Annotated in this window: 13 protein-coding genes; 4 read left to right on the top strand and 9 right to left on the bottom strand. The window is 59.0% G+C overall.

Going from position 1 to position 13,071, the window contains the following annotated elements; all coding sequences use genetic code 11:
- Positions 1-210: 210 nt before the first annotated feature.
- Together cra and PCPL58_RS06215 are read left to right on the top strand one after the other, a co-directional pair.
- Entirely contained in the window at positions 211-1,206 is a 996-nt protein-coding gene (gene cra / locus PCPL58_RS06220; RefSeq protein WP_003371318.1) for a catabolite repressor/activator, read from the top strand.
- Positions 1,203-2,015, top strand: coding sequence for a TatD family hydrolase (locus PCPL58_RS06215; protein ID WP_065349048.1), 813 nt, complete (start codon positions 1,203-1,205; stop codon positions 2,013-2,015). The genes cra and PCPL58_RS06215 overlap by 4 nt, the downstream gene beginning before the upstream one ends.
- A gap of 34 nt (positions 2,016-2,049) precedes the next feature.
- Here the strand turns inward: PCPL58_RS06215 and ampE are convergent, their stop codons facing one another.
- From ampE to PCPL58_RS06200, 3 genes are all read right to left on the bottom strand, one after another.
- Positions 2,050-2,886: a regulatory signaling modulator protein AmpE gene (gene ampE, locus PCPL58_RS06210; protein WP_065349047.1), complete on the bottom strand. Its 837-nt coding sequence runs from the start codon at positions 2,884-2,886 to the stop codon at positions 2,050-2,052.
- Between the two features lie 15 nt (positions 2,887-2,901).
- Positions 2,902-3,450, bottom strand: a complete 549-nt coding sequence (gene ampD, locus PCPL58_RS06205) for a 1,6-anhydro-N-acetylmuramyl-L-alanine amidase AmpD (RefSeq protein WP_003430703.1) — start codon at positions 3,448-3,450, stop codon at positions 2,902-2,904.
- A gap of 222 nt (positions 3,451-3,672) precedes the next feature.
- The gene (locus PCPL58_RS06200; protein ID WP_065349046.1) at positions 3,673-5,913 is read right to left on the bottom strand and encodes a DUF1631 domain-containing protein; all 2,241 of its coding nucleotides are present in this window, start codon (positions 5,911-5,913) and stop codon (positions 3,673-3,675) included.
- A 353-nt stretch (positions 5,914-6,266) separates the two neighbouring features.
- Here PCPL58_RS06200 and nadC point away from each other — a divergent pair, with 353 nt between their 5' ends.
- Complete coding sequence (gene nadC / locus PCPL58_RS06195; protein WP_044310142.1) at positions 6,267-7,115, top strand: carboxylating nicotinate-nucleotide diphosphorylase; 849 nt, start codon at positions 6,267-6,269, stop codon at positions 7,113-7,115.
- A gap of 47 nt (positions 7,116-7,162) precedes the next feature.
- Positions 7,163-8,239 carry a TIGR00266 family protein gene (locus PCPL58_RS06190; RefSeq protein ID WP_065349045.1) on the top strand — a complete coding sequence of 359 codons (1,077 nt, stop codon included), beginning with the start codon at positions 7,163-7,165 and terminating at the stop codon, positions 8,237-8,239.
- Positions 8,240-8,463: 224 nt separating this feature from the next.
- On the opposite strand, the gene PCPL58_RS06185 is transcribed toward PCPL58_RS06190, so the two are convergent.
- Genes PCPL58_RS06185 through PCPL58_RS06160 form a run of 6 tightly spaced genes read right to left on the bottom strand, consistent with a single transcriptional unit; the run spans position 8,464 to position 13,033 of the window.
- Positions 8,464-9,042, bottom strand: coding sequence for a TerD family protein (locus tag PCPL58_RS06185; RefSeq protein WP_003371304.1), 579 nt, complete (start codon positions 9,040-9,042; stop codon positions 8,464-8,466).
- Positions 9,043-9,079: 37 nt separating this feature from the next.
- Positions 9,080-9,655 carry a TerD family protein gene (locus PCPL58_RS06180; RefSeq protein ID WP_003371302.1) on the bottom strand — a complete coding sequence of 192 codons (576 nt, stop codon included), beginning with the start codon at positions 9,653-9,655 and terminating at the stop codon, positions 9,080-9,082.
- 27 nt (positions 9,656-9,682) lie between these two features.
- The gene (locus tag PCPL58_RS06175) at positions 9,683-10,717 is read right to left on the bottom strand and encodes a TerC/Alx family metal homeostasis membrane protein (RefSeq protein WP_003371301.1); all 1,035 of its coding nucleotides are present in this window, start codon (positions 10,715-10,717) and stop codon (positions 9,683-9,685) included.
- A 26-nt stretch (positions 10,718-10,743) separates the two neighbouring features.
- Positions 10,744-11,193 (bottom strand): tellurite resistance TerB family protein, encoded by a 450-nt coding sequence (locus PCPL58_RS06170; RefSeq protein WP_003371299.1) that lies wholly within the window; start codon positions 11,191-11,193, stop codon positions 10,744-10,746.
- 50 nt (positions 11,194-11,243) lie between these two features.
- Positions 11,244-12,443 carry a TerD family protein gene (locus PCPL58_RS06165; protein WP_065349044.1) on the bottom strand — a complete coding sequence of 400 codons (1,200 nt, stop codon included), beginning with the start codon at positions 12,441-12,443 and terminating at the stop codon, positions 11,244-11,246.
- Positions 12,440-13,033, bottom strand: a complete 594-nt coding sequence (locus PCPL58_RS06160; RefSeq protein WP_002552034.1) for a TerD family protein — start codon at positions 13,031-13,033, stop codon at positions 12,440-12,442. The genes PCPL58_RS06165 and PCPL58_RS06160 overlap by 4 nt, the downstream gene beginning before the upstream one ends.
- Between the last annotated feature and the right edge of the window lie 38 nt (positions 13,034-13,071).

Raw genomic sequence — 13,071 nt, 5'->3', positions numbered from 1 at the left:
AGGCGTGCTGAATCGTTTAATCTAGAATTGCCCGGCACGTTACTCGATTCTGCGGATTCATTGAAGCCCGGACGGCGCGATCACTGTGGGACAATTCCCAAAATACGTGAAGTACTTGGGAATTTCCTACGGTCTGGTGTAAAGATCAGCGCCATGAAAAAAATAACTCGATTGTCCTGAGCCGCGTACCTAATAAAAGGAAATTCCGGGGTGAAACTGAGCGATATCGCACGTCTGGCAGGTGTTTCTGTCACTACGGCCAGTTACGTGATCAATGGCAAGGCCGAAAAACAGCGCATCAGTCCGGCAACGGTCGAGCGTGTCAAAGCCGTGGTCGAGCAGCACGACTTCCGACCCAACCCGCAAGCGGCGGGCCTGCGCAGCCGTCATAGCAAGACACTGGGCTTCATCCTGCCCGACCTGGAAAACCCCAGCTATGCACGCATTGCCAAATTGCTCGAGCAAGGCGCGCGCAGCCTCGGTTATCAATTGCTGATCGCCAGCTCCGATGACGACCCCGCCAGCGAACTGCAACTGTTGCAGCTGTTCCGCGCCCGCCGTTGCGACGCGCTGCTGGTGGCCAGCTGCCTGCCGACCGGTGACGACAGCTACCGGGAATTGCAGCTCAAGGGCACGCCGATCATCGCCATCGACCGGGAAATGAATCCCGAGTTTTTCTGCTCGGTGGTCAGCGATGACCATGACGCCTGCCAGCAACTGACCCACAGCCTCCTGCAAACCCGACCGCGACATATCGCCCTGATCGGCGCACGCCCTGAACTGAGCATCAGTCGCGCGCGTGCAGCCGGCTTCGAACATGCACTCGACGGGTTTACCGGCGCCACCATCATCGAGCACGGCGAAGCGTTCAGCCGCCAGTGTGGTCAGCGTTTGATGACCGAACTGCTACAGCGCCAGGGACATTTTCCGGACGCGTTGATCACAACGTCTTATGTGCTGCTGCAAGGCGTGTTCGATGTGCTGCAAAGTCAGGTGCTGCAATCGCCCCCACTGCATCTGGGCACCTTCGGCGATACGCAGTTGCTCGATTTTCTGCCGTTGCCCGTCAACGCCATGGCCCAGCAACACCAGTTGATCGCCGACAAGGCCCTGCAACTGGCGCTGGCCGCTATCGAGAAGGACGATTACCAGCCCGGCGTGCATGCGATTGCCAGGGCTTTCAAGCAACGTATTCACGAGGCGTGACTGTGACGATGATCGATACCCATACCCACCTGGATTTTCCGGATTTCGATGCCGACCGCGCTCAGGTTCTGGACAACTGTCTGACGCTTGGCGTTGAGCGCATGGTGGTGCTCGGGGTGTATCAGCGTAACTGGCAGCGGCTCTGGGAACTGACCGAAGCCAACCCCGCCCTGCACGCAGCGTTCGGCATGCATCCGGTGTACATCGATGAGCACCGTACCGAACACCTGACCGAACACCTGACCGAGCTGGGCGACTGGCTGACGCGCCTGAAAGGCCATCCGCAGTTATGTGCGGTGGGTGAGATCGGTCTGGATTATTACGTAGAGCGCCCGGACAAGGCGCGTCAGCAGACGCTCTTTGACGCGCAATTGCAGCTGGCAGCGGACTTCAACCTGCCCGCCTTGCTGCACGTGCGCCGCAGCCATGCCGATGTGATCTCGACGCTCAAGCGCCACAAACCAAAACGCAGCGGCATCATTCACGCCTTTGCCGGCAGCCGCGAAGAGGCACGCGAATACATCAAACTGGGGTTCAAACTGGGTCTGGGCGGAGCGGCGACCTGGCCGCAGGCACTGCGCATGCATCGGGTCATCGCCGAACTGCCGCTGGACAGCGTGGTGCTGGAAACCGACTCACCGGACATGGCGCCCGCCATGCATCCCTACCAGCGCAACAGCCCGCAGCACTTGCCCGACATTTGCGAGGCCATCGCGGAGCTGATGAAGATCAGCCCCCAGCGACTGGCCCAGGCGAGCACCGACAACGCCTGCGAACTGTTCGACTGGCCTCGCCTGTCACACACCTGATGTCACCTGCCTGACCTGTGCGGCCAGGATCGGATCAGAGCAGAAGGGTCCACAGGGCAAACCCTGCGTACCAGACCACCGCCGCACGTACCAGCAGCTCCCAGAGCATGTCGAGGCCGGTGACGCCCTGCGCGCCCATCATCGGAGGCGGAACCTCGCTGGCGGCGCAGCCAACGCGCGTAATCAGTTGCGCAGCACTGATGTTCCAGTTCAGCAGTTCATGCAGCATCACCCGGGTGACCGCCACAAAATTGCCGACCAATGCGAAGCTGGCGGCGAGCAACCTGACCGGCACCCAGTCAAAGGCATGGCGCAACTGCCCTGCGCGCTCGACCAGTGCTGGAGTCTTGCCGTGCTCGGCAGCAAGTGCCAATAGCCTGTAGGCCAGCGCAGCCACCGGGCCGAGTACGAAGTACCAGAAAATCACGGCGAAGAAACTCTGAAACGCCTGCCAGAGCAGGTAGCCCTGCACACCCTGCAGCAATTGCTCGCTGTTGTCCGCCTGCACGCCCATGTCGCGCTCGGCCAAGTGCACCGCAGCCTGCGCATCGCCACGTCGGCAGGCATCACGAAACGGCCCGAGCACCGCGACCAGATCCACCCGGCCAAGGCTGTATATCAACACCAGCAGGTGAATGGGCAGAACCAGCCAGCCATAGGCTACCGAGCCGATGATGGTCAGCGCCAGTTGCAGGATCAGCACGGGCACGAGCACCAGCAGCGCCAGCATCAACCAGGGACGTGTCGAGGTCCGCGGGCTGGCCTCGAGCTTTGCCAGTTCTTTCAGCCACGGCCCGTCACGCTGAACGCGCTGACGCAGGGCAGAAAACTTTTCGATAAGAACGGCCAGCAGTAGCACCAGAAAACTCATTGTTCGTCCCTCACATCAATCCAGCAAAGCCGCTCGAAACCTGGCCCAGTCAAAACAGGGCCCAGGATCAGTCTTGCGTCCCGGCGCCACGTCACTGTGACCACAGATACGCTCGGGGGTGATCGCCTCGAATGCCTGGCGCAACTGTCGCGTCAGGTCGATCAGCGCGTGGTATTGCGCATCGGTGAAAGGCTGGTCATCCGTCCCCTCCAGTTCGATGCCGACAGAAAAGTCATTACACCCTTCCCGGCCCTGAAAACAGGAAACACCGGCGTGCCACGCACGATCAAGACAAGAGACGAACTGAATGACCTCGCCATCACGTTCAATCAGAAAATGCGCTGAAACGCGCAGATCGGCAATCCCCACAAAGTAGGGATGCTCGTCGGTGTCGAGCCGGTTCTGAAAGAAAGCCTGCACCTTGCCGGTCTTGAATTGCGCTGGCGGCAGGCTGATGTTGTGGATCACCAGCAGCGAGATTTCGCCTTCGGGTCGCGCATTGAAGTTGGGCGAGGGGCAATGCTGCACGCCGTCGCACCAGCCGCTTGCGGAGTCCAGTTGCATGAATGCTCCTTGAACGGGGGTAAATAAGTAGCGCTGATTATGCCCGTGACAGCAGCTGACGTGGGGGTTGGGGTACGGATCCGCGATGTAGGAAAGACGCCGTAGATGCAGGGATCTGTGACGGAGCGTCACTGGCACGTGCCGACGCGAGGCGTCGGCACGCTGGTCAATCGGCTGCCTGACGATCAGCAGCGCAGACGAACGATAGCTTTAATCAGTCAATCAGGCGCCCTTGAGGTTGCGCAAGTTGCTGATGACGGACTCCAGAGCCCGATCGAAGAGTAGCGCGTCGTCGAGAATACGCACCGCACCGCGACGAAATTCGACGGCAAGGCCGGTGCGGGTCTTTTCCAGAACCTTCATGCCGGTACGATTGACGAACACATAACGTCCGGTAGGCTCGACAATCGCGGTCAACTTGCAACGCAGCTTGTGCTCTTCATCTTCCTGAATCTCGACCCAGCAACCGACCCGCAACTTGTCGACCATCTGCAGGCCTGCATCGTCGTCGGGTAGCTGAACCACCGGTTCATTGAGCATCTGCTCTTCAGGAGTAATCAGAACGATTTCCTCGACCACCGCCATCATCGGCGGGCCTTCGACGGCCAGGCCGTCTGCCTGAACGGTATCGCCCTCGCCTTCCTGCAGGCGCGAGAAGTGCTGGAAAGCCTGGACATGCAGCGACTCCAGCTGGCTGAAGAATTCGCTGGTGGCAAACGGGTCGAACGCGGCGCTGGTCAAGCCATCACGCAGCGACTTGAGCAGTCCCGGAACCAGCTCCAGCAAGCGCTGCAGAGCCTGCGGGTCGTCGTGCAGCTCGACGCTCCAGATCAACTCGTCCATGGTCTCCAGCCCGGCCTGCCACTCGCTGGACTCTTCGCCATGCTTGAGACAGGTCAACAGCAGGACCTTGCTCCAGGCCTCCTGCAACAGCCGCACAACCACCTCGGGCAAGGTTTTGCCCAATAGGCGCTGATTCAGCTCATGCTGCACCTGCTGCCTGGCCAATTCGGCACGGGCGCGCCCTTCTTCGGCATCGCGGGTGCGCTGCTCGAGCAACTCGCTGCGGCGACGCTCGTCACTGGTGAAGGCCAGAAAATCCGCCAGCAACTCGGAAAAAATTGCCGGGTCATCGACAAAATCATTGAGCAGGCGCTGCACGATCTGCTCGACACGCTGATACAGCGAGTCGCGCTGATAGTCGTCACGACCGCCCCAGCCCAATGCGGCAGTGGCAATTTCGTTAAGCAGGCGACGGGCAGGATGACTGCCGCGGCTGAAGAAGCTTTTGTCAATGACCGCCACTTTGAGCATCGGAATCTGCAGACGCCCGATCAAAGCACGCAGTGAAGGCGTCAGGTTGCGGTCATCGAGAATGAACTCGAACAGCATGGCGATCAGGTTGATGACGTCCTCGTCACCGACACCGACGATTCTGGATTTGCCGGTCTTGACGTTGACTCGCGTCAGCAGTTGTTCCAACTGATTGCGCAGGTCGAAATCGTCTGAAGTGTCCTGCGACGGCACATATTGCTGCAGGTGAGACAGCAGGCGCAGCAGGTCCCGGCTGGAAATCGGACGCACTTCGGCGTTGGGCTCATGACGCGGCGCGAGATTACCGCGCACGTGCAGCAGCAATTCCTGCAACGCCGAGAAGACCTCCTGCACACCCTTGTCGAGTTTGTCGGCGGCTTCGTTCAGGGCAGGGTCGGACATCTCGGAAACACGACTTCTGGGCGCCGCCCTGTCGGATGAACGACGGGCCGGCAATGCTTTCATGTTCGGTAATACACCTGTGGCAATCAGCAACTGATTGGCTTCGCTGTACAGGTCGTCCGTATTGGCCAGGACGTACTTCTCGAACAGTTTGAGAATGATCAGTTTGACCTTGATCTCGACGCCAAGGCTGCGCCCGGCGTCCAGAAAGAACCGGCACAGCATCGCCGGCCCCAGGGGGTTGGAGTCTTCGGCAATGGCTTGCGGAATGAGCACGTCCAGGCGTGCAGTGAGCTGCCCCAGAGCCAGGGCGTCACGGCTCATGACCTTGCTGACCATAGCGTCCACGGCCACGGTCTTCTCGAGATCGTCGTTGTGCACCAGCGACAGCTTGTCGAAGGACACAGGGGCCGGAAGCACAGGCTCCTGAATCTGATACTGGCCCAGGACCAGAAAGGACTCGTAGAACTTGTCGAGGAAGCCACGTTCTATGCTTTTGCGCTTGAGGCGCAGGTCACGCATGGCTTCAAAAAAGATGTTCTGCTCAGTGTTGCTGCGGGCGCGGTCAGCCATTTCGAACAGCGTATCGTCGGCGTTATCGAACAACGCCTGCAATGCATCCTTGAGCTGCTGGGCCGCCTTGTCGCGAACCTGCAACAACACAACGGGTAACCGGGCCAACGGAGTACCCGCCCCCTGCAAAGGGAACGATTTGCTCAACGGCACTACTTTTTCGTCGTTTGGCATTACACCCCCTGACAGGAAACAACCTGAACCCCATCACAAACGTGGCTTGTTACCCTCGCACTGTGAAGCGACCCCCTTGGCCTTGCGCAACGTCAAACTCATGGCGTCAATTACAAGTCGGATTATCTTTCAAAACTTGTCATCAACGCCAGTGAGACTTTTCTTTCACTCTCGCGAATGAAGCGGCAAGGCATTCATATGCAGCGATAGACCGCGATATTCGCTTTCCATCGCAAACGAATTTGCCAAACCGACCAACTGCACGTTTCCAGGGGTAACACCCTGGCATGGCGCAGGTGGGTAAGCGGGATGCGGTGCCTTATACTCGAACGACTTTGCTACTGGAGCCCGCTATGCCGAATTTACGAATTGCCGACCTGACCGCCGAGATCGAGGCCAATGTGCGTCGCGCATTGCTGGAGGATGTCGGCAGCGGCGATATCACCGCCCAATTGATTCCGGCAGAACGGCTGGCCAAGGCCACTATCATTTCCCGCGATGCAGCGGTGATCGCCGGTACTGCCTGGGTCGATGCGGTCTTCCGGCAACTGGACCCGCGCGTCGCCGTGCACTGGCAAGTGACCGATGGCGACCGTGTCAGTCCCAATCAGGCGCTGTTTCACCTTGAAGGCCCGGCCCGCTCGCTGTTGACCGGCGAACGCAGCGCGCTCAATTTCCTGCAGATGCTCTCGGGAGTGGCCACCCGGGCGCAGTACTTCGCGGACATGGTCGCGGGCACTCAGGTCAAACTGCTGGATACCCGCAAGACCCTGCCGGGCCTGCGCCTGGCGCAGAAATACGCGGTCACCTGCGGCGGCTGTCATAACCATCGCATCGGGCTGTACGACGCGTTTCTGATCAAGGAAAACCATATCGCAGCCTGTGGCGGCATCGCTCAGGCAATAGAAGCGGCGCACCGGATTGCCCCCGGCAAGCCTGTGGAAGTCGAGGTGGAAAGCCTGAGTGAGCTCAGGCAGGCGCTGGACGCAGGCGCCGACATCATCATGCTCGATGAATTGAGCCTTGATGACATGCGCGAGGCTGTGCGCCTTACCGCAGGCCGTGCCAGCCTTGAAGCCAGCGGCGGCATCAATGACGACACCCTGCGGGTGATTGCAGAAACGGGTGTCGATTACATTTCCATCGGTGCGATGACCAAGGACGTGAAAGCCGTGGACCTGTCCATGCGCCTGAGCCTCTGACGCATCGCGCACAGCCAACTGTCACTATTCGCTCGGGAGTAGACGCTTTGGAACAATGGTTTGTGATGAACGCGGGCAAGCAACTCGGCCCGATGGACGCGGATGCTGCGCGGCTGATTGCCCGTGAGTCGCCCGGCGCGTGGTGCTGGAAGCAGGGCATGCCGGACTGGCAGCCGATCTATCAGGTGCCGCAGGTGCGCGCCATGAAGAAGGACGGGGTGACGCCTTTTCCTGAGCCGACGCCGGACATGATCCAGCCCAGGCCGTCCGCGCTGCCGGCGCAGGCAGCCCCGACACCCGCGCCGGCCTCTGTGCCCGCCAGACGCCCTTCGTTTACGCGCGACCCGAACGCCTCGGGCGGCTATGGCCTGGCGCAGACCGCCGATGGCGTGGACTTCAAGCTGTACGGCACGGAAACCCAGTTCATCGAACTGGAGCTTGACCCTGGCGAAAGCGCCGTCGCCGAAGCCGGAGCGATGATGTACAAGACCTGCGACGTGCAGATGGAGACCATCTTCGGCGACGGCAGCAATCAATCGTCCGGGCTGCTGGGTTCGCTGTTCGGTGCAGGCAAGCGCATGCTGACCGGCGAGAGCCTGTTCACTACGGTGTTTTCGCAACAGGGTTCAGGCAAGGGCCGCGTGGCGTTTGCAGCGCCCTACCCCGGCACGATACTGCCGCTCAACCTGCGCGACTTCGGCGGCAGGCTGATCTGTCAGAAAGACAGTTTTCTGGCTGGCGCCAAGGGCGTCTCCATCGGTATCCAGTTCCAGAAGAAAATCCTCACCGGTCTGTTCGGGGGCGAAGGTTTCATCCTGCAAAAGCTGGAAGGTGACGGCTGGGTGTTCGTGCACATGGGCGGCACGGTGCGCAAGATCGAACTGACGGCAGGCGAAGCGCTGGACGTCGACACCGGCTGCCTGGCAGCCATGACCCAGACCGTCGATTACGATATCCGCACGGTCGGTGGCGGCATCAAGTCGATGCTGTTCGGCGGCGAAGGGGTTTTCTTCGCCAGACTGACCGGCCCCGGCACAGTATGGCTGCAAAGCCTGCCCTTCTCTCGACTGGCCGGGCGCATGCTGGCCGCAGGACCATCGGGTGTGGGCAGAAGCGAACGTTAACTTCAGCACTACGTTATTGGACCGAAGACTGTGCTGCGCACTTGCAACTATCGTGTGGCGCTCTGCGTCGCATGCCTTTCCGGACGCTCCGCGTTCTCTTGACGACGCAGAGCGTCGTGAACTGCATTCCCACGCTGGAGCGTGAGGAACGATAGCTATGATCAGCACCCAATAAAAAAACCCCGCCATCGCTGGCGGGGGTTTTTATTGGGCGCTGCTCGGGTTTAGCCGATTGCCACGCCGTGAGCTTCTGCCAAAGGCTTCAGACCGCCGGCAAAGCCCTGGCCAATGGCCTTGAACTTGAACTCTTCGCCATTGCGATACAACTCGCCGAAGATCATCGCGGTTTCGGTCGATGCATCTTCCGACAGGTCGTAACGAGCAACTTCCTTGCCGTCAGCCTTGTTCACAACGCGGATGTAAGCGTTGGAAACCTGGCCAAAGCTTTGCTTGCGCTCTTCAGCGGAATGGATGGTAACCGCGAAAACCAGCTTCTTCACTGCCGCTGCCAGGCCAGTGAGCTTGACCGTTACCGACTCGTCATCGCCTTCGCCAGCGCCTGAACGGTTATCGCCCAGGTGCTCGACTGAACCATCAGCCGACTTCTTGTTGTTGTAGAAAATGAAACTGCTGTCGTCCAGCACTTTGCCATTTTCGCCAACGATGAAGATCGAAGCATCCAGGTCGAACTCGGTGCCATCGGTCACACGCGGATCCCAGCCCAGGCCCACGGTGATTTCTGTCAGGCCAGGAGCCTCTTTGGACAGGGAAACGTTGCCACCTTTACTCAGACTTACTGCCATGTTCTTGATCCTTTCCAGAAAAGTGGTTGGGCGTGAATCAGAAATTCATGCCGAAAGAGTTGGCTACGGCTTTCAGTCCACCGGCAAAACCGCTACCCACGGCGCGGAACTTCCACTCGCCATTGTTGCGGTACAGTTCGGCGAAAATCATCGCGGTTTCAGTGGAAGCGTCTTCTGCCAGGTCGTAGCGAACAACTTCAGAACCTGACTGCTCATTCAATACGCGAATGAACGAGCCACCCACCTGACCGAAGTTCTGCTTGCGGCTGTCTGCGTCGTGAATGGTCACGACGAAAACAACTTTCTCCACATCGGCAGGGACACGGGCCAGATCGACCTTGAGGACTTCGTCATCGCCGTCGCCAGCACCGGTACGGTTGTCACCGGTGTGCTCGACAGAACCGTCGGCGCTCTTGAGCTGGTTGTAGAAAATGAAGTCAGCTTCACTGCGGACCTTGCCATTGGCGGCCAACAGGAATGCGCTGGCGTCCAGGTCGAAATCCTGTCCGTCAGTGGCTCGCGGATCCCAGCCCAGACCGATCAATACGTTGGTCAGGGTAGGGTCGGTTTTCGACAGCGAAAGGTTGCCACCTTTTTGCAGAGTCAAAGCCATGATTCGTTTATCTCCTTTATCCAGTGTTTACGCTTTTTCTTCCGCGGATTCGTCTTTGCCCGGGAAAAGCAGGCTTGCAACGATACCGATGATCAATACGACGACCACAACCAGCAGGCTGGTGTTGGCGCTGATCTCGTAACCGTGATGGAACAGGTGGTTGGTTGCATTCAGGCCCAGTTTGACGGCGATGAAGAACAGCAAGGCGATAACCGCTTTCTCCAGGTGCACCAGGTAGCGCTTGAGGGCTTCCAGAACGAAGTACAGGGTACGCAGACCGAGAATCGCGAACAGCATGGCCGAGAATACGATCAGCGGCTCGCGGCTCACGGCGATGATTGCAGGCACGGAGTCGAACGCGAACAGCACGTCGGAGATTTCCGCCACAACCAGACACAGGAACAGCGGGGTCGCGAACAGAGCGCCTTTGGCCGCCAGCGTGATACCGGCGTTTTCAGGCTTTTTGACTTCCTGCTCGAGAACCGAGCGACGAACGAAGAAGTTGCTGCCGTGCAGTTTTGGCCACACCGGGAACAGCTTCTTGGCGAAGCGATAAGCCATGTGTTGCGAGTAGTCGACTTCTTCGTCGTCGTCATCGCCCGCCCTGAGCATCATGATGGCTGTCCAGGCAACGATGACCGCAAACACCACTTCGACCCATGGACCCAGCGCCAGAAGGCCGGTACCGATGGCGACGAAGATGCCGCGGAAGACGATGGCGCCGATGATGCCCCAGTACAGAACGCGGTGGCGCAGGCCATCCGGAATCTTGAACCAGGAGAACAACGCCATGAACACGAACAGGTTGTCGACGCTTAACACTTTTTCCAGCGCGTAACCGGTCACGAACAGCGTGGCGACTTCAGAGCCGTGCTGGACATACAGGAAACCGGCGAAGGCCAGCGAAATGGCGACCCAGAAAATCGACCACGCCGAGGCTTGCGCGAGGGTGATTGGCTTGTTTCCCCGGTGGGAGAACATGTCGATAGCCATGGCCGTAACGGCCAGACCGACGAAAACCGCCATCGTGAGTGGAGGGAAGCCTAGAGAGGTGCTTTCCATTTAACTGCGTTCCTTAGGGTAAAAAATTACAGGTCGAAATCGGACGGGTTGAGGCCAAGCTCTCGACAGATCGTGCGGCAGACTTCCCGCTCTTTCTCATCGAAGCTGCCATCGGCGCCGCCGATAGCACAGCAGACGCGCACCAGCAAACGGGCTGCATCTTCTTTCTTTTTGATCTTGCCGATGGTTTTCAAGGCCTCGGCACGACCAATTTCAAAATCGAACTCGAACTTTGAGCAGGCTTCCTGGAAGCCCTGGATGACGTCCTTCATGTCGAAAACTTTCAGTTCCTGAGAGTTCTGAATGAAGCCGGCCATTTTCTGCTTTTCACTGGAGCTGATATCACCGTCTGCGGCCGATACCAGAGCACAGCCGGAAACCACAGCCTCCATGAATTCGCGATTCTTGAACTTCGAGACTTCCGAAGCCAGCTTGTCGCGAGCAGCTGTTGCGTTTGTTTTCAACCAGTCCAGCATGTCTATCTCCCATGAGGCGGCACAGCCAGCCCAGAAATACCACGGTATGTTTACTTGGAACCTGCAGCCCAGCGCATGCCCCATCCGTAGGCTTTATCCATGTTGCTGTGGCCGTTATGGAAATCCACACGACGCGTCACCTTGACCGCACCGTTGTCATTTTCCAGCAGGGCAATGGCACACATGCCCTGGCGACCGCCCTCTTCATTGAGGCGAACCTCGATGGGCGGCTGGCCCGGCGCGTGAATGGTGACGACCCCGTCGGTTTCCTTCCAGTTCGGCGCACCTTCATAGATGAACGCGTAGACCAGGATGCGACGGATCTTGCTCCAGTGCGCGCCATTGATATGCAGCCACTCACCGTCGCTGATCGAGCCGGTACGGTCATCGCCCATCAACTTGATGAACGGCTCGGTGTTGAGCGAACCGAACGAGTTGCCCAGCGCCTGAACAGCGCCTTTGAGACCGTCCTGCATTTCGAAGAGGCAGCCTACATCAAGGTCGATGGCATTGCTCTTCTTCATAGAGAAGAAGCCACCGCCCTTGCTGTCGTTACGACGGTTCCAGTTCAGGTTGACCCGAATCTCACCGAAACCGGCACTGGACTTTTCCAGACTGATCGAAGCACGGGTCTTGTCGAGCGTGATCTTGCTCAGACTGACGGTCGACTTGGGCACAGGCGCTGGAACAGGTGCAGGTGCAGGTGCAGGTGCAGGTGCAGGTGCAGGTGCAGGCTGATCCTGCGGCGCGGCGACTTCAACGCCGAAGTTTTTCGCCAACGGCTCAAGGCCACCAGCAAAACCCTGGGCCACGCAACGGAACTTCCATGCCCCCTGACGCAGGTAGAACTCGCCCAGAATCAACGCGGTTTCTTTCATGCCGCTGGTAGGGATATCGGCTTCGATACCACCGGTGATGTTCAAGGCCAGGCGCGACACGCTGCCAAAACTGGCCTTGTTCTCATAGATGGTCGCCGTCAGGGCCACCTTCTCGATAACCGAGTCCAGACGGCTCGGGTCAAGGCTGAACACTGCGCGTCCGGCTGACGCTTCCGTCTGCTGCAGCGCACCGCCGTTCACGCTTTTCTGGCCGTAGAAACACATATCCTGATCGCCACGGACCTTGCCGGAACCGGTCAGTAGGAACGCAGACACATCGATATCCGCATCCGCGAGCGGAGAGTAAATAACTTCCACCGTCAGCGGGCCCGCAGCGACCGGCGCGTTGGCGCCCGGGACAAGTTGGGTCATGCGCGTACAGCCCCGATCGCCAGCTCGACCAGATCATCTGCAGTACGGCCATTGGTGACCTGCCCTACTGCGGTGAAATCCCAACCTGCAGGGGTGCGCGCCAGATAGGACATCACCACGCCGGTGTGCTGACCTTTTTCGGACAGATCAAAGCGGCCCAGTTCGTTACGGCTGCCCAGGTCGACAATACGGCAGTAGGCGTTGGCGACTTTTTCGAAATTCTGACCGGTGAACGAATTGACGGTGAACACCAGGTATTTGACCGTGGCAGGCAGTTTTTCCAGATCGACGCTGATGGTTTCATCGTCGCCCGCGCCTTCGCCGGTACGGTTGTCACCCGAATGCTGAATGGCACCGTCACGCGATTGCAGCTGGCGGAACCAGACCAGATCGAGGGGCTTTTTGTCGGCGTCGAGCATGATGCACGAGGCATCCAGGTCGATATCGCCGCCGCCACCACCGAGCAATTTACCGAAGAAACCACTGGCTTTTTCAGGGTCCCATCCAAGTCCCATGCTGACTTTCTTGAGGCCTGTACCAGCAGTTTTCTCGAGTGAGATCGTCTGGTTCTTTGCCAAAGTGAGTGCCATTTTTCGCTCCATGTGACGTTGGATTTCGGATAAAAGTG

It is taken from the genome of Pseudomonas cerasi (assembly GCF_900074915.1).
GTDB lineage: Bacteria > Pseudomonadota > Gammaproteobacteria > Pseudomonadales > Pseudomonadaceae > Aquipseudomonas > Aquipseudomonas cerasi.
Note: the sequence above shows the minus strand (reverse complement) of the source record. Positions and strands in the feature narration are given on the sequence as shown.